We start from the raw sequence: 19,056 nt of genomic DNA, 5'->3' as shown, positions 1-19,056 counted from the left end.
TACAAGATCATCAAGACAGCCTCCTCCTGTTATCATGCTCACTGCCAGTCCCAGTACTGCCTCAGACTCCCTGTATCCACGCTCTCTTTCTTTGACCCTGACTGTGGAATCAATCATCTCTGCCAGTCCAAGCCTGTGGATAAATTCGTCTATGAGGATTCCCCCGCCATGACTGACGAGAGTTTCGTCTTGCTCAAGAATTATCTTGACTCTCTTGGCGGTGTTAATCTTTTTGATCTTCTTCATCTTCACCCTCCAGGTGATAACTTTAAAGATATTTTACATGATATCCAAAACCTTGTGTATATCTGATTTGAAGAACATTAGAAATAATTCAAATAGAAGTTATCGCTGGATTTGGGATATAATTATTCTTCTTCAGTTTAAATAACTTTTGATGGTTTTAATGAGAGGCTTTTAAAGAACTTCTTTCTTTATTTTATTTGATTTTTCAAGAACTTTATTATGCATTTCAATTCGCTTCTGTTTCAATTTATCTCTTATTTCAGGATATTTTATAGAAAGAATCTCACATGCAAGATAAGCAGCATTTTCTGCTCCATTTACTCCTACAGTAGCTACTGGAATTCCGGGAGGCATCTGGACTGTTGAAAGTAAAGCATCAACTCCATTTAGTGCACCACTTGCTACAGGAACACCAATAACAGGAATCACAGTATGAGCAGCTATAAAACCAGCCAGATGTGCTGCCATTCCGGCAGCAGCAATAATTATTTCAATCCCCTGAGTTTCAGATTCTTCCGCATATTTTCTTGCTCTATCAGGAGTTCTATGAGCAGAACAAACATCAATTTCAAAAGTGATATCCATCTCTTTAAAAACTTTTGTTGTTTTTTTCATTATCTCAAAATCACTATCACTTCCCAGGAGAATTAAAACTTTTGCCATTAGTACCTCCTGCTTCTTGCCATTGCTTCAAGACGAGCAACTCTTTCTTCAATTGGAGGATGAGTGCTGAAAAGTTTCATTAAACTTTTACCGGAAAGAGGATTAACAATAAAAAGATGAGCTGTTCCAGGATTTGCATTCATGGGTATTGCCTGTGATGCATAGTGCAGTTTTTTTAAAGCATTTGCTAGATATAATGGATTTCCAGCAATTGATGCTCCTTCTTCATCTGCAGCATATTCTCTTGATCTGCTTATAGCAAGTTGGATAATCATTGCCACTAGAGGTGCAATTATCATCATAAGAAGGGCAACTATAGGATGTCCTCCGCCCTCGTCGTCATCGTGTCTTCCTCCGCCAAAAATTAATGCCCATTGAGCCATTTGAGCAAGATATGATATAGCACCAGCAAATGTTGCAGCAATTGTGCTAATAAGTATGTCTCGGTGTTTTATATGAGCGAGTTCATGTCCTATGACACCGGAAAGTTCTTCCATGGAAAGAATTCTCATAATTCCAGTTGTAACAGCAACAACACCATGCTTTGGTGACCTGCCAGTGGCAAAGGCATTTGGTTGATCAGAATCTATTATATACACCTTTGGCATTGGCAGTCCTGCTTTCTGTGTGAGTCTTCTTATAATACTATATAACTCTGGAGCCTCTGCCTCGGTAATCTCTTTTGCTCTATACATAGAAAGTACTATCTTATGACTGAAAAAGTAGGCGAAAAAGTTCATACCCAGAGCAATTATTAAAGCAAATGTAGCACCCTGCTTACCACCGATTAATGAGCCAACAAATATAAAGAAAACTGTCAGAAAAACCATTAAAACCATTGTCTTCAATGTATGCATAATCTCCCTCCTTTCTTCGTTTATCTCTTAAAAAATTAACATAAAAAATCAAGATAAGTCAAAGAACTTAAGCTTGACAATATTGCAATAAAATAAGATAAAATTCAATGAATTGTTATGTGAAGGAGGAAGAAATGACAAAAGCAGATCTTGTGAATTTTATCTTTGAAAGAGTCGGGTTACCAAAAACAGAGATACAAAAAATAGTGGAGACTGTTTTTGAAACAATGAAGGAAGCTTTAGTAGAAGAAGAAGTGGTGAAAATATCAGGATTTGGTGTTTTTACAGTCAGAAAAAAGGGAAGCAGGATAGGTAGAAATCCAAAAACCATGCAGACCGTTGAAATTAAACCAAGAAAGGTTGTGAGTTTTAGAGCTTCTGAACAATTAAAGAAGATAATTAAGAAAAATATGAGTTAAAATGGGAGAGCCTTTACAGAAAGAGTTTCCTCATAAGTTTTTTTATAAAATTGGAGAAACAAGCAGAATTACTGGATTAGAACCTTATGTTTTAAGATACTGGGAAACTGAGTTCCCATTTTTAAAGCCTGTAAAGACCAGATCAGGGCAGAGGTTGTATACTAAAAAGGATATAGAAATACTGTTTTTGATTAAAAAAATGCTTTATGATGATAGATATACGATACAGGGTGTAAGGCAGAAATTGGAAAAAATGTATAGACTAAATCACTCTGATAAATTAACAAAAGAAGATATAATAGAAAAGGTTAAATATAAATTAAAAGAAATACTTGATATGCTTTCTTGAATCGGGGCGTAGCGCAGCCTGGTTAGCGCACTCGCTTGGGGTGCGAGTGGTCGGCCGTTCAAATCGGCTCGCCCCGATTTTTTAATTATTTTTTAATTAATTGACTAATAATTTACGAGGGGGTATAATTTAAAACAATGCAGGAAACACCTTTAACAGAACTAATTCAACAGAGAACTAAAAAACTTGAAAATTTAAGAAGTGTTGGTATAGAACCATACAATGGAGATTTTCAGCCTTCTGATAGTACAGAGGAGATTATTCAAAAATATGGTGAATTAGACAAAGAGCATCTTGAAAATACAAATATAAACGTTTCTATTGCGGGACGGGTTATTCTTTTAAGGGACTTTGGCAAAGCATCCTTTGCTCATATTCAGGATTCCAGAGGACGAATTCAGATTTATCTCAGAAAGGATATTTTGGGAGAAAAATTCACGCTGATAAAAAATCTTGACATAGGAGATATCATAGGAGTTAAGGGAAGACTTTTCAGAACCAGGACAAATGAATTAACAGTTGAAGTTAATGATGTTGTATTTTTAAGTAAATCATTAAGGCCTCTTCCTGAAAAATGGCATGGTCTTAAGGACATTGAGGCAAGATACAGACAGAGATATGTTGATCTCATTGTAAATCCATCTGTAAAAGAAATTTTTATTAAAAGACAGCAAATAATAAAATATATGAGAGAATTTCTTGAAAATGAGGGTTTTCTTGAAGTTGAAACTCCCATGATGCATACAATTGCAGGAGGAGCACGAGCAAAGCCATTTAAAACATATCATGAAGCTCTTGATATGGAACTTTACCTGAGAATTGCTCCAGAGCTTTATTTAAAAAGACTTCTTATTGGTGGCTTTGAAAAGGTATTTGAAATTGGGAAGAATTTTCGTAATGAAGGAATATCAACAAAGCATAATCCAGAATTTACAATGATAGAGTTTTATGTTGCCTACAAAAATTATCACTGGCTTATGGATTTTACAGAAAAGCTTTTCGGTTATGTTGCTTCAAAAGTCTGCGGAAGCCTTCAGATAGAGTATGGAGATTATATGATTGATTTAACCCCTCCATACAAAAGAGTATCTATGTATGATGCTTTGAAAGAAAAGGGAGTGCCTGAAGAAATTATGAAGAATCACAATCTGGCTTCACAATGGGCTAAACAAAAGGGAATAGAGATTCCTAAAGATAGCAGTCTTACTAAAATTCTTGATGAGATATTCAAAGAAATAGTTGAACCAGAGCTTATACAGCCCACATTTATTATTGATTATCCTGTCGAGCTTTCTCCTCTTGCAAAAAGAAAGAAAGACGATCCTGAACTTGTTGAAAGATTTGAACTTTTTATTGCTGGAAGAGAGATAGCTAATGCTTTTTCAGAACTGAATGACCCTATTGATCAGAAAGAGAGATTTCTCCGTCAACTTGAGGAGAGACTTCAGGGTGATGAAGAAGCTCCAGAAATGGATGAAGATTTTGTAAGAGCTCTTGAAGTCGGGATGCCTCCTGCAGCTGGTGAAGGTATTGGAATAGACAGACTTGTGATGATATTAACAAACACTCATTCAATAAGAGATGTTATACTTTTTCCTCTTTTAAGACCAGAAACAAAATGAGACTTCCTTTTTTTATTGCCTTACGATATCTAAAAAGTCGAAAAAAAGGACTTTCTTTTGGCACTGTAATTTCTATAAGTGGTGTTGCGCTTGGTGTTATGGCTTTAATAGTTGTTATATCTGTTGTAAGTGGTTTTCATGAGGATTTACAGAAAAAAATACTTGGTACACAGGCACATGCTGTTGTTCTGAGCTATTCTGGAGGAATAAGTGATTACAGAAGTTTGATGGAATTATTATCAAACAAAGATGAGATTAAAGCGTACTCTCCCTTTGTAATGGGACAGGTTCTGGTTTCTTCAGGTAAAAGAGCTCACGGACTGTATATCAGAGGCATTATCCCTGAGTATGACAGACAAACAACAGAGATATTCCAGCATATCAAATACAAACATCAGAATTATACAGACCTACCATGGATAATCATTGGAAAAGAGCTTGCCAATCTACTTGGAGTTCTACCAGGAGATACAGTAACAGTTATATCGCCAATGGGAACAATTGGTCCATTAGGTGTTATTCCAAAGGTGAAGAAATTTATTGTTACTGGAATTTTTGAAATAGGAATGTTTGAGTATGATACAAATCTTGCAATAACAGATTTGAAAACAGCGCAGACATTTTTTGATTATGGAGATAAAGTTACTGGAATTCAACTTAAGCTTAAAGATGTTTATAGAGCAGATAAAATTAGCCAAACTCTTACAAAACAGCTGGGAGATTCCTTTTACGTGAAAGACTGGATGCAGATGAACAGGAATCTTTTCTCTGCATTAAAGCTTGAAAAATTCGCCATGTTTGTTATTTTAATACTTATTGTACTGGTTGCGTCGTTTAATATAATAAGTATGCTGATGGTGAACGTTACTGAAAAACAGAGAGATATTGCAATATTAAAATCAATGGGAGCAACAGATAATTTGATAAAATTGATTTTTATGTCTCAGGGTCTTATCATTGGGTTAATTGGAACTTTGTTTGGTCTTGCAGGAGGACTGGCTTTGTGCGAGATTATAAAATCATATGATATTGTTAAACTTCCTGCTGATGTTTATTACCTGAGCAAACTGCCAGTTAAAGTGAAAATTCTGGATGTTGCATTGATATCTGCCAGTGCTCTTTTAATCAGTCTGATTTCAACAATTTATCCAGCTCATAGAGCTTCAAAACTAAATCCTGTTGAGATTTTGAGGTATGAGTGATGTTTCGATTTATAAGAAATATTGGATGTCTCTGTATCATTGTTTTTATTGTATTTTTTATCATAGCTCTGTTATCCGGAGGCGGGAAAATAAGATCAATAGGAGATAAAACAACAGGATTTGTTAAGAAAACATTTCACTACGCAGCAGACAAAGCAGATAACATTCATAAATCTGTTTTAAAAAAAATAGATGATTATGGAAAACCATTTCGTAATGAAAAAAGAGATCCTGATAACAAGAAACCTTAAAAAAAGCTATTTCTCAAAAGCAGGTCCAATTCAGGTATTAAATGGAATTGACTTCATGGCTTATAATAGAGAGATTGTTGCTATTACAGGAGCAAGTGGAGCTGGGAAGAGTACTTTTCTTCATATTATTGGGACTCTTGACCTTCCAACTGAAGGAGAGATTTCATACTTTTTTGATAAGGAAATAAAGCCTTTAAATCTTTCAAGGGATGCTATTGCAGAGTTTCGTAATAGACATATTGGTTTTGTTTTTCAGTTTCATTATCTTTTACCAGAGTTTAATGTGGTAGAAAATGTAATGATGCCAGAGTTGATTGCAACTGATAATATAAGGAATAAAAAAAATCAGCTTGAATTAAAGGATAGGGCAGTTGAAATATTAAAAAAATTGGGGGTAGACCATAGAGTTTATCATCGGCCAGGTGAGCTTTCTGGAGGAGAGCAGCAAAGAGTGGCAGTAGCAAGAGCTTTATTTAAAAACCCTTCATTAGTACTTGCTGATGAACCAACTGGAAATCTTGATTCTAAATCAGCCAATGAACTTTTTGAGGTATTTCAGAATATTAATTCAGAGGCTGGCACAACTTTTATAATAGTTACTCATAATGAATCGCTTGCCCAGAAATGTACAAGAAAATTTAAAATGATTGATGGAATGCTGTTATCCTGATTGATGATAGAAAAAATTTTGATAACTGAACTATATAGAAAGGTTGTAGCAAGACAAATTTTAGTTGATTGTGGTAAGGTTTTTGGATTAATATAAATGTTGAAAAATTTTGAAGGAGGAAGCTAATTAAGATAAAAAAAGAAGGTAGAATATTTGAGCTAAAACCTGATGAGTTAAAAAATTTTTTGACAGAAAATCAGGCAATAGCTGTCAAAGTAAACGGACAACTAAAGGATCTGTCATCTATATACTCCCTTAATGGTGATGAAGAAGTTGAAATTATCTTACCAAAAGATCCTGAGGGTCTTGAGATTTTAAGGCATTCTGTAGCTCATATTATGGCGCATGCAGTAAAAATGTTATTTCCCGAAGTGCAGGTAACAATAGGGCCTGCTATTGAGGATGGATTTTATTATGATTTTGATAGAGATATACCATTTACAGAAGAAGACCTTCAGAAAATCGAAAAGAAAATGCATGAAATTATAAAATCAAGGCAACCTTTTATAAGAAAGGAGTTGTCCAAAGAAGAGGCGATAGATCTTTTTAAGAGTCTTGGGGAGTCTTATAAAATTGAAATCATAAATGAGATTAATGATGATAAAGTTTCAATATACGAAGAAGGTGATTTTATTGATTTATGCAGAGGTCCTCACATCCCACATACAGGTATTGTCAGAGCATTCAAGCTTTTGAGCGTTGCAGGTGCTTACTGGAGAGGTGATGAGCGTAATAAGATGCTTCAGAGAATATATGGGACAGCATTTCCAACGAAACAAGAGCTTGATGAGTATTTGAAGTTTCTCGAAGAAGTTAAAAAGAGAGATCATAGAAAGCTAGGTAAACAGTTGAAACTTTTTGAGATAAGTGATGATATAGGACCAGGGCTTATAATATGGCTTCCAAATGGAGCGATAGTTAGAAAAGTTATAGAAGATTTCTGGAGGGATGAACATTTAAAAGCAGGGTATCAACTTCTTTATACTCCTCATATTGCAAAACTTGATTTATGGAGAAAAAGCGGTCATCTTGATTTTTACAAAGAAAATATGTTTTCTCCTATGGAGATTGACGAGATTTTTTATCAGTTAAAACCAATGAACTGTCCATTTCATATTCAGGTTTATAAGTCAGAACTTCGCAGTTATAGAGAGCTTCCATTAAGATTTGCAGAGCTTGGAACTGTCTATAGATATGAAAGGTCAGGAGTTCTTCATGGGCTTTTAAGAGTAAGAGGATTTACTCAGGATGATGCACATATCTTTTGTAGTGAGGAACATCTTGAGGATGAAATTCAGAAAGTTCTTGATTTTACAGTGTTTATGCTCTCTACATTTGGTTTCAGTTCTTACGAAATTTATATCTCTACAAGACCTGAAAAATATGTGGGAAATCTTGAAAACTGGGATAGGGCTACTCTTGCTTTAGAACAGGCTCTCAAAAATAGAGGACTGACTTATCATATTGACCCCGGGGAAGGTGTTTTTTACGGACCCAAAATTGATATAAAAATAAGGGATGTTCTTAACAGGTCCTGGCAGTGCAGCACAATTCAGGTTGATTTTAATATTCCGGAGCGATTTGATATTACATACAGAGGGAAAGATGGAAAAGAACACAGACCAATTATGATACATAGAGCATTGATGGGTTCGCTTGAAAGATTTATGGGTGTGCTCATTGAGCATTACGCTGGAGCTTTTCCTCTATGGCTTGCTCCTGTTCAGATTGAAGTTATGTCCATTTCTGAGAAACATGTTGAATATGCAACTAAAATTTATAATCGACTTATTAAAGAAGATTTCAGGGTTAAATTGAATGTTGATAACGAAAAAATTGGCTATAAAATAAGGCAGGCAACTTTAAATAAAATACCGTATATGGTGATAGTTGGTGATAAGGAGGTTGAATCCAGGAAGATAACTGTTCGTAAAAGAGATGGAGAGAATTTTGAACTTTTAGAGTTTGAAAAGTTCATTGAGTTTCTCTATACAGACATAAAAGATAAAAAATAATCACTGGAGGTGATAACATAGCAACAAAGGATATTAGAGTAAATGAGGAAATCAGGGTAAAAGAAGTAAGACTGGTTGATGAAAATGGAAAACAATTGGGAGTTGTAAACGTTAGAGAGGCTATTCAGATGGCAAGAGAAAGAGGGTATGACCTTGTAGAAGTAGCACCTAATACAAACCCACCGGTTTGCAGAATCATGGATTATGGAAAATATAAGTATCAACTTGAAAAGAAAACGTCATCAAAGAAAACATCCACTGTAAAAGAGATAAAAATAAGACCACAGATTTCAGACCATGACCTGCAACTCAAAGTTAAACATATTAAAAGATTTCTTGAAGATGGAAATAAAGCAAGAGTAACACTTTTTTTCAGAGGAAGAGAAATTGTTCATTCAGAAACAGGTATGAAAATTTTTGATAAAATAAAAGCTCTTCTTATTGGTTTTGCTCATAAAATTGAACAGGAGCCTCGTCTTGAAGGAAACACCATGAGCATGATTATAGCTCCTGGTAAAGATTGATATTTTATCAAAAAATTTATTAAAATACTTATCTAAACTTGCTGAGGAGGGTTCTTTATGCCAAAACTTAAAACACACAGAGGAGCGGCAAAAAGGTTTAAGGTTACTGGTAGTGGAAAAATCATGCGGAGAAGAGCAAACAAAAGTCATTTACTTACGGGCAAGCCTTCAAAGAGAATGAGACATCTGAGGCATGCAGCTGAGGTCGATGAGACGATGTATAAATCTATAAAATTACTTATTCCATATAAATTTTAACAGGAGGTAAAAATTGGGAACATATACAACTTACCATCCTCACAAGCTCAAAAAGAAAAGAACTCACGGATTTCTTAAAAGAATGAGCACACCCGGAGGAAGAAGAGTTATAAAAAGAAGAAGAGCAAAAGGTAGATGGAGATTAACTCCATAGCTTGTCAATTTTTATTAATTCCAATAAAAATTTACAGAAGGTATATTTCACCACTAATGCCTCCTTCATGTAGGTTTACTCCAACATGTTCAGAGTATGCTGAACTGGCCATTAAAAAATATGGAGTAAGAGGTATTTTTTGGGCAGTAAAAAGGATACTGAAATGTCATCCATTTCATCCAGGAGGATATGATCCATTAAGGTAAAACTATGGAAAACGCAGGATTAAGAGCATTTTTAGCAGTTATTTTAAGCATGGCTATTTTATTTGGGAGTCAATATCTATACACAAAATACTATAAACCCAAAAATATACCTGCTGAAGCTCCTCAGGATATAATAAAAAAAGAAGAGAAAGTGGTTTTGCCTCAACCACAACAGGTTCAACCGGTCCAAAGACAAGCTCCAAAACAGATTGTTAAAGATGCACAATACAAAGAAATTTTAGTTGAAAATGATGTTTTTAAAATCATACTTTCTAATGAAGGCGCAACAATAAAATCAGTTGAGTTAAAAAAGTATAAAGATAAGAATGGAATGCCAATAAAGCTAACTTCTTCTGAAATCAAGGCTCTTTCAATTTTAAAAGACGGAACTGTTAATTATTCAAAAATCATATTTAGTATAGATGATTCAAGGGCTTCCTTGAAAGATTCAAATCAGGCGATGGTTGTTTTTAGTTACAGTGATAATAATATCTTTTTAAAAAGAACATTTACCTTTAATAAAGCTGATTATGTAATCGATGTAAAGGAAGAAGTAAATGGCATGGACAGTTATTATGTAACATTGGGGAAGGATTTTGGTATTTATCAAAAAGAAGATTCACCACACTGGGGTCCTGTAATTTTAAAAGAGACTGATAGAATTGAACTCAATCCAGCAAAGGTAAAAGATGCAGTTACTTATAAAGAAGGTGTAAAATGGATTGCTCAGGAAGATAAATACTTTTTTTCTGCAATTGTGCCAGTAAGTAATTTAAGTCAATTTATTGTGATGCCATATAATGGAGATGCTGTTACAGGAGTTGAATTGCATGATGGTACGAACACTTACAGAGTATTTGTTGGTCCTAAAGAGTATGATTATCTGAAAAAATTTAATGTAGGACTTGAACATATTATAGATTTTGGATTTTTTTCAATAATTTCAAGACCTCTATTCTGGTTTCTAAAATTTCTTTATGGACTTACCGGTAATTATGGAGTTGCTATCATAATACTCACAATTCTTATAAGGATTCCTTTTATTCCAATAGTTAATCGTGGACAGAAATCAATGAAGCATCTCAGTGAACTTCAGCCTAAATTGATGCAACTAAAACAGCAATATAAAAATGATCCTCAGAAATTGCAGAAAGAGATGATGGAGCTTTATAGAAAATACAAAATAAATCCTATGACTGGCTGTCTTCCATTAATTCTTCAGCTTCCTGTGTTTTTTGCTTTATACAAGGTTCTTATAATAGCTATAGAATTAAGACAGGCGCCATTTATGCTCTGGATCAATGATCTTTCTTCAAAAGATCCTTATTATGTGCTTCCAATACTGATGGGTTTAACTATGCTAATCCAGCAAAAGATGACACCTTCTACAGCTGATGCAACACAGCAAAAAATAATGCTGATTATGCCTGTGGTATTTACTTTTATGTTTATAAGCTTTCCATCAGGACTTATTCTTTACTGGCTTATCAATAATATATTTGGAATTGCCCAGCAGTTTTATATAAATAAGAAGATCAAAAAAACTGCGTGATTGCTTCAGAATCTGACACAATAGCTGCCATAAGCACTCCTTTAGGAGAGGGCGGTATTGGAATAATTCGAATAAGTGGAAATGAAGCCATATCAGTTGTAAGTAAAATCTTCAGATCTCCTAGAGGAATAAATCTTAATAATGTAAAAACGCATACAATTCACTATGGTTTTATAGTTGACCCTTTTACAGAGGAAAAAGTTGACGAAGTTCTGGTTACTGTTATGCGGGCTCCAAATACCTATACAAGAGAAGATGTTGTTGAGATAAACTGTCATGGCGGTTACATTACATTGAAAAGAATTCTTGATATTGTTCTTGAACATGATGTTCGTCTAGCAGAACCAGGAGAGTTTACAAAGAGAGCATTTTTAAATGGACGAATTGATTTGAGTCAGGCTGAATCAGTAATTGATATTATCAGGGCAAAAACTGATCAGGCACAAAAAATAGCTCTTGAACATCTAAGTGGCAGGCTTTCAGATAAAATTAACCAATTAAGACAATCCTTGATGAGAATTTGTGCGCATATAGAAGCTTATATTGATTTTCCAGAGGAAGATATTGATGGTCTTACCGAAGAAGCGATTAAAGAGTCAATTAACCATATAATTGATGAAATTAAAAGCCTTGTTGAAGGATATGAAAAAGGGAAAATTTATAGAGAAGGACTTACAACTGCCATAGTTGGAAAGCCCAATGTGGGCAAGTCATCTCTTTTGAATGCTCTTTTGATGCAAGAAAGAGCAATTGTTACAGAGATTCCAGGCACAACAAGAGATATAATTGAAGAATATGTAAATATCAATGGAATGCCTCTTAAAATAGTTGATACAGCCGGTATAAGACAGGCTCATGACATTGTTGAAGCAGAAGGAATAAAAAGAACCATGAAGGCAGTTGAGCAGGCTGAACTTATACTTTTAATTCTTGATTCAAGCAGACCAATAGACTGTCTGGATGAGGAGATTATAAGCAAGATCATAAATAAAAGAGTCATAGTTGTGATAAATAAAAAGGATATAAAAAGCAAAGAGTTCAAGCTTCCGGATTCTCTTAAAGATAAACCAGCACTTGAAATTTCAGCTTTAATGTCAGAAGGAATTAATGAACTTAAAAAACTCATTTTTAAAACAACAATGACAGGAAGATATACACAGGAAGGTTTATTGATAACTAAATTGAGACATAAAGTGGCTCTTGAAGATACATTGAATGCATTGAATAATGCTCTTGAGAGTTTTAAAAGAAAAGAGCCCCTTGAGATTACTGCAATGTTTCTCAGAGAGGGGCTCAGCTTTTTAGGTCAAATTGTTGGAGTTGTTACCACTGAAGAAATTTTAGATCTTATCTTCAGTGAGTTTTGCATCGGTAAATAGTTAATTCCCGCTTACAGTCTGATTTAATATTTCCTGTAATGTTTTTTCATTAACTTCAACTTTATGTTTCTTTTTTAACTCTTCAATGTAGCTATCAAACCAGTCCTGCTGTTTTTTAGCTTTCAGCTGTTCAATAAGCTGAGATTTTATTTGATCAAACTCAACAGGAGTTCCTTTAACATCAGTAACCTTAAATATATAGAGTTCTCCTTTGTAAGTTAAAGGCATACTAACCTGACCTTTTCTCAGACTGAATACAGCATTTTCAATCTGTTGATTAAGTTGTCCTTTTTTAAAAAATCCAATATCTCCCCCAGATGCCTTTGTTTTTTCATCAGTTGAAAGTTCTTTTGCAATTTTTTCGAATTCTTCACCTTTATCGATTTTTTCATAAACTTTTTTAGCTTCATCTTCATTCTTTACAACAATCTGGCTCAGTCTTCGTTCTGTTGGTTTGATAAATTCATCCTTATGTTTATCATAATATTCTCTTGCTTCCTTTTCTGTTACATCCTGCTGTACTGCTTTGAGTTCTTGCTCAAGAAGCATATTTATTAATGTGATTTTTTTAAATTCTTCCATTCTTTTTTTAAAGTCTTCTGATTTGGCCAAACCTTTTTTCTTTGCCTCTTCATATAAAACTTCTCTTTTAATCAATTCATCTTTAAGACGATTTAATCCTTCAGGGGAACTGAGAAATGCCTTTGTCTGAGGAGGAAAGCTTTTAAGGTCTTCCTGAAGGTCTTGTTTGGTAAGTTTTGAAGAACCGGCTTTGATAATTACATCATCTTTGCTTTGACTACAGGCAAAAATAAATGCAAAAGTAAAAAGCAAAATGAAAATTTTAATACCTTTCATACATTGACTCCTTTTAGAATTTTAAATTTATTTAATTTAACATTAAACAGGATTTTCAATCAAATATAAGGTAAGCTTATTTTATCATTTATTAATAAAAATTTTTTCTTGAAAAAGATGTACACTAAATTTTAAACTGAGCAAGAGATGAGTGGAATGGAAATAATTCCTGAAGGTATATATTCTAGAGAAATGAACAAAGTCTATGAAATGATTCCATTGGAAAAAATTCCATGGAATGTTGAAACACCTCCAGCAGTTCTAGTAGAGTTAGTGCAGAGTGGGAAGCTTAAGCCATGCAAGGCAATTGATCTGGGTTGTGGAGCTGGTAATTATGCTATATACCTGGCCGGGAAAGGCTTTGATGTTACAGGAGTTGATATCTCTCCAGTTGCTATAAAGCATGCACGGGAAAATGCTCTTAAAAAAGGAGTTAAATGCAGATTCCTGGTTACAGACCTTCTTGGTGATCTTCATGAAATAGATGAAACATTTGATTTCGCTTATGATTGGGAGTTGTTGCATCACATCTTTCCTGGTGACAGGGAAACATACGCTAAAAATGTACATAAACTTTTAAATCCAGGAGGAAAGTATCTATCTGTATGTTTTAATGAAGGAGATAGAAGTTTTGGTGGCACTGGAAGATATAGAAAAACTGGAATTGGTACTGTTTTGTATTTTTCATCCATTGATGAGCTGATTGTGCTTTTCAAACCCTATTTCAATATTATTGAGGCTAAGATTATCACTATAAAAGGAAAAGGTATTGAGCACTTAGCTAATTATGTTTTTATGGAACGACTTGAAATCTAACTTTTTTAATCTATAATAAAAAATAACATTCAGGAGGTTTTTAAATGATGAAAAAAGTTTTTATCTGTTTATTTTTACTGTTAACCCTGATTTCTGCGACATATGCCTCAGAAAGTAAAAAAGTGCTGATGATTATTGCCTCACAGAATTTCAGGGATGAAGAGTTTTTAACACCAAAACAAATATTTGAAAAGGCAGGATTCAATGTAATAGTAGCATCCTCTTCTCTGAATACTGCTAAAGGCACACTTGGTGCGACAGTTAAACCAGATATACTTATAAAGGATGTAAATGTAAAAACATTTGATGCAGTTGTATTTGTTGGTGGTCCTGGAGCAGAAGAGTATTTTCATAATCCTGTCGCATTAAAGATTGCTCAGGAAGCATACAAAGAGGGTAGAGTAGTTGGAGCAATATGCATAGCGCCTCGGATTTTAGCTGAAGCTGGAATTCTTAAAGGAAAGAAAGCAACGGTTTTTCATTCTCAAATAGAGGCATTGAAAGCAAAAGGAGCAATCCATACCGGAAAGGATGTTGAGGTGGATGGAAAAATTGTTACTGCCTCTGGTCCTAAGGCAGCAGATAAGTTTGGTAACGCGATAGTTAAATTATTGAAATAATCAAATATGGTTATAATTTTATGGAAGAGGTGTTTTTATGAGGCTTAAAGGGAAAAAAGCTTTGATAACAGGTGCTAGCAAAGGTATCGGTTGTGCTGTTGCCATTGGATTTGCAAGACAGGGAGCTGATATCTTTTTAACAGCTAAAGAGGATAAACAGGGCCTGGATGAAGTACTTAAGGAAATTCGTGGACTTGAAGTACAAGGAGAAGGTGGACTTTATGATGCGGCAAATTTTAATGATGTTTAAAAAATTGAGTGGAAAAATTATCAATCTTGCTGCTCCAGCGGCATTCAGAGGGTATTTTGGCGTGACTGATTATGCTTCAGCAAAGGGTGGCATTGTTGCATTCACAAAAAATGTTGCTCATGAACTTATCGATTTTGTTGTCCCTGTTGCTGAAACTCGAATGACTGAAGCCCTTTCAGTCTTTTATGCAAATCAGTTCGGAATTGCTGAAGGCAAAAGGCTTCAAAATCTTTCAAAGGCTGATATACTTGTCAGTACTTTCCTCTTTTTTGCAAGTTCTGATTCTGACTATGTTACAGGACAAGTGCTTGTAGCTGATGGTGGTATGTTTGGATAACTTCTGGATTTTTTGAAATTCAGACAATAAAAAAGAGGAGACATTAACTGTCTCCTCTTAAAAATAAAAGATTAAGATTTCTTGTGGCATTCGTTACATTTTGTTGGAGCTGCTTTTCCAGCTTCTGCCTGTTTCTTATGGCAGTCTATACATGTTTTGTGGTATGCATCCATTGCTTTTGGTGATCCATCTTTTACTTCTGCAGGGTCATGACAATCTGTACATTTCTGTACTTTTACTTTTGGATCTGCTTCTTTGTGATGACATACTTTACAGTCCACTTTGTAATCTGTAGTATGTTTTGCATGATTAAACTTTACAGGAGGAAATTTTGCTCCTTCGAGCTTTAAATCGTAAACATCCTGAGGTTGCTGAGCATAGGCAAGAGAAATTGCAAAAAGAAAGCAAGCTGTCATTAGAATAATCAATCCTTTCGGGGCGGCTTTCAAATTTCTTCACCTCCTTTCTTTTCTTGTATTATATGTTTAATGCTCATCTTCGTAACCTGTAAACATGGCTTTAATATGTGTCATTGGTGTAACTCCAAGTGTTGCGAGGTAGAAATGAACAATTATGAAAGCACTGAAAAATATCCATAGTGCAGTATGAATCAATGTGGCAACCTGAATTCCTCCAATTAAACTCACCACTGAGCCAAAAAGCTGCGGATCCCAGAGCATAAGCCCTGTAATAATCTGGACTGGAATTAGCACTGCCATAATAAACAGATAGGAAATCTGCTGTAATGGATTGAATTTGTTTTCTGGAACAGGATGATGAGGATTTTCATCACCAATCATGATTCCGTAGGCATAGTATTTTGCCTGCCTGATACAAATTTTAATAAATTCAACAGGTTTCCAGAACGGAGGAATATATATCTTGAAGAATTTTCCTGTAAATATGTAATAAACAAACCAGATAAAATAGTTTGCAAGGAGAATAAATCCAAGCCAGCTGTGAATCTGAACTGCAGTTTCAAAACTCATTAACCCTACCTGGTCAACAAATCTTATCTGAACTCCTGTTAAGATGAGAATTATAAATCCTATCGCATTTATCCAGTGCCACACTCTTACAGGTAATGGATGAAGATAAATCTTTTTCATTATTTTCCCTCCTTTCTTTTTCTTCTAATCGGTGCAGTTAGAATTCTGAGTGTTATATGACCTACAGGTACAGCTATTCCACCAAGAACTGCAATAAAGAACAGAATATCAAGAATCTTAATCTTTGTTAATCCAAGTACATAGAAGTCTTTTATATCTGGTATTGCATATACTGAATTCAATGCTGTCCGTTCAAAATCAAATTTAACAGCTTTTGTTCCCTCTTTATTTATTTCAATCTTACCGCTCAACTGAGCTCCAGAGCTGTGGCATACAGCACAATCTTTGACTGTTTTTGATTTTGGTTCAATTTTATGGGCATCATTTGGGTCTAAAACATCAATTCTGCCAGCAAGATTTGCATGGGTCTTTGCTTTTAAACTACTCATAAACTGCCAGAGTTCCTGCTCCTGAATTTTTCCATCTCCATTAAAATCAATCTTGCCCTTTACTTCATTTGAATTTACTCCAAAAATTTTAGCAATTTCATCTTCTGTCAATACTTTTTTCTTAGCCCTGTCAACAACTGTAAGATAAACCGCTTTATTTGTCTGAGTATGGCAGGATGCACAGGATGCTGAATTGAAATGAGTATCAACAAATGTTGTAAGTCTTACAGGAGGATTCCAGAGCCATTTATTATGACTGGTCTTGATATCTTTATGACACCTTAGACAGGAAGCATTGAGATTTGCGATATTAGTTGGCATTACATCGTGAGAGTTATGACATGAAGAGCATACTGGAGCATCTTTTTTACCCTGTTTTAAAGCAAGATTATGAACACTTGAACTAAAAGCATCACCCTCTCTGGTATGACATTTTACGCAAAGTTCATTTCTTGCTGATTTATCAGGTGTTATCCATGAAACTTTGTGATAACCATGACATTTTAAACAATCAGGTGATTGAGCGTTTCCTTTCTTAAAAGCCATTGCATGGATGCTCTTATCATATTTAAGAACTTCCTCTTTATGACAGTTATTGCAAACTTCCTTTGATTTGGCTCTATAATCCGCAATTGAATCAAAGGTTCTCATAGGATGCTGAGTTGTTGAAAACTCCTTATGGCAATCAGTACATTTAAGCTTTTTATGAGTAGAGTTAAGAAGGTCTTCTTCCTTGACCTGTACGGACATAGTTTCACCATTTTTCATCTTCATTGAGATTGCTCTGCTGTGACAATTAAGACAGTACTGTGATTCCGGAAGACTTTTAGCAACTTTAGCTGGTTTAACTCCGTGATAGCCGTGGCATTCTATACATGAAGCAGTTTTTGTTAATGCATAATGCGCTGGATTTTTCTGTAAGTCCTGGTCCTTATGGCACTTTGTGCATATTTGAGTCATTTCAGTGCGATATTGAGCTTTTGTTTTGTAGTTATATATTGGATGATTTATTTTTGAAAAATCACTATGGCACACAATACACTCAAATTTGCCGTGTACTGATTTTTTGATCTCTGATTCGTTTACTTTTAAGGATAATTTTTCTTTGCTTGGCAATGTTTTCGTTATTGCATGTTGATGACAGGTCATACAGTAAGTGGAGAAACCTGCTTTCTTTTTCCAATCCTTCATTGACGTGATGTAATGGGAACCATGACATTCTGAGCAAAAGATTTCATTCTTTTTAACAATCTTTCCGTGAACTTCTGGTTTCATCAAACTATCCTGAGGATGACATTGTAAACAATTCTGAGAAACCTCTTTAGCATATGCTTTTTTACTGGCTATTTTTTTAGGTTTTGGATGATTTTTCAAACTTATATCGGTATGACAGGATGAACAATCCATTGCTCCATGCACGGATTTTTCAAATTTTGAACCATCAATATAAAGCGAAAGGGATTCTTTATTCTCTAATTGTTTTGATAGTGTTTTTACAGAGTGACATCGCAAACAGCTTTTTGTATCATCTGAAACAGCATCTTTAATCGGAAGAAAATACGAAAACAGAAAACAAAAAATAACTAGACTCAAAATCGTTATTCCCCTCATCCCTCGCTCCTTTTTTATTTTTGTTCAAACGTTTGCAACATTATACCACAACATTAAAAGAATATCAATGATTTATTAAACAGATAGTCATAAAAATTTTTTTAAGAATTGATTAAATTGATTAATAGTTATTTTTTATAGAGGGGATCTTCGCAACTGTTTTTGTTGCAATACTCTATGGTTTCTTCAATCTGGGATGCTATTTTTTCTGTAAATCCAACCAGAGCTCTGTTTCCAACAAAAGTAACAGGAACACCGGAGGGTTTAATATTATACGCTTTAGATATTGTCTGGAGAAGCTGTTTTGATGAAGGATTGTACAGAACTTCATAATCTTTAACCTCAAGATTGGAATATTTCTGTTTCAGAGTTAATAGAAAGTGTTTCTCATTTTCGCAGTAAGGACATCCCTCAGCCCAGAAAAGATAAAGTATAATAGGTTTTTTTTTGCTTCCACTATAGGCAGAGGTAATAATTAGAAAAACACCTAATATGACAACTGCAATATTTACAAACTTCTTCATAGAAAAATATAGCACAGGTATGATAAATTAATCAATTATGCCAGTTTAATACTACTATAATTTGATGAGGGAGGATTTGGGTAAATATTCTTTAACGATGAGATTTGACGCTGAAGACTGTCATCCTTTAAGGACAAGGATTCATCGGAGTTCTGTTATTCTTCAGTATATGGAT

24 protein-coding genes, 1 tRNA gene and 1 pseudogene are annotated in these 19,056 nt (G+C 34.5%); 18 read left to right on the top strand and 8 right to left on the bottom strand.

What is annotated here, in order from left to right:
• The 3 genes and pseudogenes from G581_RS0106730 to htpX form a co-directional block, all read right to left on the bottom strand.
• Positions 1–246, bottom strand: a pseudogene (locus G581_RS0106730) (hypothetical protein); the annotation flags it as partial.
• A 171-nt stretch (positions 247–417) separates the two neighbouring features.
• The gene (purE, locus tag G581_RS0106725) at positions 418–909 is read right to left on the bottom strand and encodes a 5-(carboxyamino)imidazole ribonucleotide mutase (RefSeq protein ID WP_028845172.1); all 492 of its coding nucleotides are present in this window, start codon (positions 907–909) and stop codon (positions 418–420) included.
• A complete protein-coding gene (htpX, locus tag G581_RS0106720) occupies positions 909–1,766 on the bottom strand; it encodes a zinc metalloprotease HtpX (protein WP_028845171.1) in 858 nt (285 codons plus the stop codon). The genes purE and htpX overlap by 1 nt, the downstream gene beginning before the upstream one ends.
• Positions 1,767–1,873: 107 nt before the next feature.
• Here htpX and G581_RS0106715 point away from each other — a divergent pair, with 107 nt between their 5' ends.
• From G581_RS0106715 to mnmE, 14 genes are all read left to right on the top strand, one after another.
• Positions 1,874–2,185, top strand: coding sequence for an integration host factor subunit alpha (locus tag G581_RS0106715; protein ID WP_273040259.1), 312 nt, complete (start codon positions 1,874–1,876; stop codon positions 2,183–2,185).
• 1 nt (position 2,186) lies between these two features.
• The gene (locus G581_RS0106710; protein WP_028845169.1) at positions 2,187–2,534 is read left to right on the top strand and encodes a MerR family transcriptional regulator; all 348 of its coding nucleotides are present in this window, start codon (positions 2,187–2,189) and stop codon (positions 2,532–2,534) included.
• Between the two features lie 2 nt (positions 2,535–2,536).
• Positions 2,537–2,611 (top strand) — tRNA-Pro (locus tag G581_RS0106705).
• 60 nt (positions 2,612–2,671) lie between these two features.
• Positions 2,672–4,156, top strand: coding sequence for a lysine--tRNA ligase (lysS, locus tag G581_RS0106700; protein ID WP_028845168.1), 1,485 nt, complete (start codon positions 2,672–2,674; stop codon positions 4,154–4,156).
• On the top strand, positions 4,153–5,358 hold the full coding sequence (locus G581_RS0106695) for a lipoprotein-releasing ABC transporter permease subunit (RefSeq protein ID WP_028845167.1): 1,206 nt from the start codon (positions 4,153–4,155) through the stop codon (positions 5,356–5,358). Before lysS ends, G581_RS0106695 begins: the two co-directional genes overlap by 4 nt.
• Positions 5,355–5,609 carry a hypothetical protein gene (locus G581_RS0106690; RefSeq protein ID WP_169368406.1) on the top strand — a complete coding sequence of 85 codons (255 nt, stop codon included), beginning with the start codon at positions 5,355–5,357 and terminating at the stop codon, positions 5,607–5,609. Before G581_RS0106695 ends, G581_RS0106690 begins: the two co-directional genes overlap by 4 nt.
• Entirely contained in the window at positions 5,575–6,279 is a 705-nt protein-coding gene (locus tag G581_RS0106685; RefSeq protein ID WP_028845165.1) for an ABC transporter ATP-binding protein, read from the top strand. The genes G581_RS0106690 and G581_RS0106685 overlap by 35 nt, the downstream gene beginning before the upstream one ends.
• Before the next feature lie 185 nt (positions 6,280–6,464).
• Positions 6,465–8,294, top strand: coding sequence for a threonine--tRNA ligase (thrS, locus tag G581_RS0106680; protein ID WP_239639044.1), 1,830 nt, complete (start codon positions 6,465–6,467; stop codon positions 8,292–8,294).
• On the top strand, positions 8,291–8,818 hold the full coding sequence (gene infC, locus G581_RS0106675; RefSeq protein ID WP_338065328.1) for a translation initiation factor IF-3: 528 nt from the start codon (positions 8,291–8,293) through the stop codon (positions 8,816–8,818). The genes thrS and infC overlap by 4 nt, the downstream gene beginning before the upstream one ends.
• Positions 8,819–8,875: 57 nt before the next feature.
• On the top strand, positions 8,876–9,076 hold the full coding sequence (gene rpmI / locus G581_RS0106670) for a 50S ribosomal protein L35 (protein ID WP_028845162.1): 201 nt from the start codon (positions 8,876–8,878) through the stop codon (positions 9,074–9,076).
• 13 nt (positions 9,077–9,089) lie between these two features.
• Complete coding sequence (gene rpmH, locus G581_RS0106665) at positions 9,090–9,230, top strand: 50S ribosomal protein L34 (RefSeq protein WP_028845161.1); 141 nt, start codon at positions 9,090–9,092, stop codon at positions 9,228–9,230.
• Positions 9,212–9,436 carry a membrane protein insertion efficiency factor YidD gene (gene yidD, locus G581_RS0106660; RefSeq protein ID WP_038065313.1) on the top strand — a complete coding sequence of 75 codons (225 nt, stop codon included), beginning with the start codon at positions 9,212–9,214 and terminating at the stop codon, positions 9,434–9,436. The genes rpmH and yidD overlap by 19 nt, the downstream gene beginning before the upstream one ends.
• 4 nt (positions 9,437–9,440) lie before the next feature.
• Positions 9,441–10,988: a membrane protein insertase YidC gene (yidC, locus tag G581_RS0106655; protein WP_028845159.1), complete on the top strand. Its 1,548-nt coding sequence runs from the start codon at positions 9,441–9,443 to the stop codon at positions 10,986–10,988.
• Entirely contained in the window at positions 10,985–12,367 is a 1,383-nt protein-coding gene (mnmE, locus tag G581_RS0106650) for a tRNA uridine-5-carboxymethylaminomethyl(34) synthesis GTPase MnmE (protein WP_028845158.1), read from the top strand. Before yidC ends, mnmE begins: the two co-directional genes overlap by 4 nt.
• On the opposite strand, the gene G581_RS0106645 is transcribed toward mnmE, so the two are convergent.
• A complete protein-coding gene (locus G581_RS0106645; protein WP_028845157.1) occupies positions 12,368–13,225 on the bottom strand; it encodes a peptidylprolyl isomerase in 858 nt (285 codons plus the stop codon).
• A gap of 156 nt (positions 13,226–13,381) precedes the next feature.
• Between G581_RS0106645 and G581_RS11675 the strand changes: the two genes are divergently transcribed.
• The 4 genes from G581_RS11675 to G581_RS0106625 are packed head-to-tail and all read left to right on the top strand — an operon-like array spanning position 13,382 to position 15,248.
• A complete protein-coding gene (locus G581_RS11675) occupies positions 13,382–14,041 on the top strand; it encodes a class I SAM-dependent methyltransferase (protein WP_239639042.1) in 660 nt (219 codons plus the stop codon).
• Positions 14,042–14,085: 44 nt separating this feature from the next.
• Positions 14,086–14,661: a DJ-1/PfpI family protein gene (locus tag G581_RS0106635; RefSeq protein WP_038065311.1), complete on the top strand. Its 576-nt coding sequence runs from the start codon at positions 14,086–14,088 to the stop codon at positions 14,659–14,661.
• Positions 14,662–14,698: 37 nt separating this feature from the next.
• Positions 14,699–14,911, top strand: a complete 213-nt coding sequence (locus G581_RS0106630) for an SDR family NAD(P)-dependent oxidoreductase (protein WP_028845155.1) — start codon at positions 14,699–14,701, stop codon at positions 14,909–14,911.
• Positions 14,883–15,248, top strand: coding sequence for an SDR family oxidoreductase (locus G581_RS0106625; protein ID WP_169368404.1), 366 nt, complete (start codon positions 14,883–14,885; stop codon positions 15,246–15,248). The genes G581_RS0106630 and G581_RS0106625 overlap by 29 nt, the downstream gene beginning before the upstream one ends.
• A gap of 71 nt (positions 15,249–15,319) precedes the next feature.
• Here the strand turns inward: G581_RS0106625 and G581_RS0106620 are convergent, their stop codons facing one another.
• The 4 genes from G581_RS0106620 to G581_RS0106605 form a co-directional block, all read right to left on the bottom strand.
• Positions 15,320–15,697: a cytochrome c3 family protein gene (locus G581_RS0106620; RefSeq protein WP_028845153.1), complete on the bottom strand. Its 378-nt coding sequence runs from the start codon at positions 15,695–15,697 to the stop codon at positions 15,320–15,322.
• A 36-nt stretch (positions 15,698–15,733) separates the two neighbouring features.
• Positions 15,734–16,357: a cytochrome b/b6 domain-containing protein gene (locus G581_RS0106615; protein WP_028845152.1), complete on the bottom strand. Its 624-nt coding sequence runs from the start codon at positions 16,355–16,357 to the stop codon at positions 15,734–15,736.
• On the bottom strand, positions 16,357–18,357 hold the full coding sequence (locus G581_RS0106610) for a multiheme c-type cytochrome (RefSeq protein WP_028845151.1): 2,001 nt from the start codon (positions 18,355–18,357) through the stop codon (positions 16,357–16,359). Before G581_RS0106610 ends, G581_RS0106615 begins: the two co-directional genes overlap by 1 nt.
• 128 nt (positions 18,358–18,485) lie before the next feature.
• The gene (locus G581_RS0106605; protein WP_028845150.1) at positions 18,486–18,881 is read right to left on the bottom strand and encodes a glutaredoxin family protein; all 396 of its coding nucleotides are present in this window, start codon (positions 18,879–18,881) and stop codon (positions 18,486–18,488) included.
• Positions 18,882–19,056: the final 175 nt, after the last annotated feature.

This window comes from Thermodesulfovibrio thiophilus DSM 17215, from assembly GCF_000423865.1.
In the GTDB taxonomy this organism is placed as follows: domain Bacteria; phylum Nitrospirota; class Thermodesulfovibrionia; order Thermodesulfovibrionales; family Thermodesulfovibrionaceae; genus Thermodesulfovibrio; species Thermodesulfovibrio thiophilus.
This window is presented reverse-complemented; position numbering and strand designations above follow the sequence as displayed.

Excerpts from the sequence above, each read along its gene's own strand:
- purE (WP_028845172.1), bottom strand. The coding sequence starts at position 909 with ATGGCAAAAGTTTTAATTCTCCTGGGAAGTGATAGTGATTTTGAGATA.
- htpX (WP_028845171.1), bottom strand. The coding sequence starts at position 1,766 with ATGCATACATTGAAGACAATGGTTTTAATGGTTTTTCTGACAGTTTTC.
- G581_RS0106715 (WP_273040259.1), top strand. The coding sequence starts at position 1,874 with ATGAATTGTTATGTGAAGGAGGAAGAAATGACAAAAGCAGATCTTGTG.
- G581_RS0106710 (WP_028845169.1), top strand. The coding sequence starts at position 2,187 with ATGGGAGAGCCTTTACAGAAAGAGTTTCCTCATAAGTTTTTTTATAAA.
- lysS (WP_028845168.1), top strand. The coding sequence starts at position 2,672 with ATGCAGGAAACACCTTTAACAGAACTAATTCAACAGAGAACTAAAAAA.
- G581_RS0106695 (WP_028845167.1), top strand. The coding sequence starts at position 4,153 with ATGAGACTTCCTTTTTTTATTGCCTTACGATATCTAAAAAGTCGAAAA.
- G581_RS0106685 (WP_028845165.1), top strand. The coding sequence starts at position 5,575 with ATGAAAAAAGAGATCCTGATAACAAGAAACCTTAAAAAAAGCTATTTC.
- rpmI (WP_028845162.1), top strand. The coding sequence starts at position 8,876 with ATGCCAAAACTTAAAACACACAGAGGAGCGGCAAAAAGGTTTAAGGTT.
- yidD (WP_038065313.1), top strand. The coding sequence starts at position 9,212 with ATGGAGATTAACTCCATAGCTTGTCAATTTTTATTAATTCCAATAAAA.
- yidC (WP_028845159.1), top strand. The coding sequence starts at position 9,441 with ATGGAAAACGCAGGATTAAGAGCATTTTTAGCAGTTATTTTAAGCATG.
- G581_RS0106645 (WP_028845157.1), bottom strand. The coding sequence starts at position 13,225 with ATGAAAGGTATTAAAATTTTCATTTTGCTTTTTACTTTTGCATTTATT.
- G581_RS11675 (WP_239639042.1), top strand. The coding sequence starts at position 13,382 with ATGGAAATAATTCCTGAAGGTATATATTCTAGAGAAATGAACAAAGTC.
- G581_RS0106635 (WP_038065311.1), top strand. The coding sequence starts at position 14,086 with ATGATGAAAAAAGTTTTTATCTGTTTATTTTTACTGTTAACCCTGATT.
- G581_RS0106630 (WP_028845155.1), top strand. The coding sequence starts at position 14,699 with ATGAGGCTTAAAGGGAAAAAAGCTTTGATAACAGGTGCTAGCAAAGGT.
- G581_RS0106625 (WP_169368404.1), top strand. The coding sequence starts at position 14,883 with ATGATGCGGCAAATTTTAATGATGTTTAAAAAATTGAGTGGAAAAATT.
- G581_RS0106615 (WP_028845152.1), bottom strand. The coding sequence starts at position 16,357 with ATGAAAAAGATTTATCTTCATCCATTACCTGTAAGAGTGTGGCACTGG.
- G581_RS0106610 (WP_028845151.1), bottom strand. The coding sequence starts at position 18,357 with ATGAGGGGAATAACGATTTTGAGTCTAGTTATTTTTTGTTTTCTGTTT.
- G581_RS0106605 (WP_028845150.1), bottom strand. The coding sequence starts at position 18,881 with ATGAAGAAGTTTGTAAATATTGCAGTTGTCATATTAGGTGTTTTTCTA.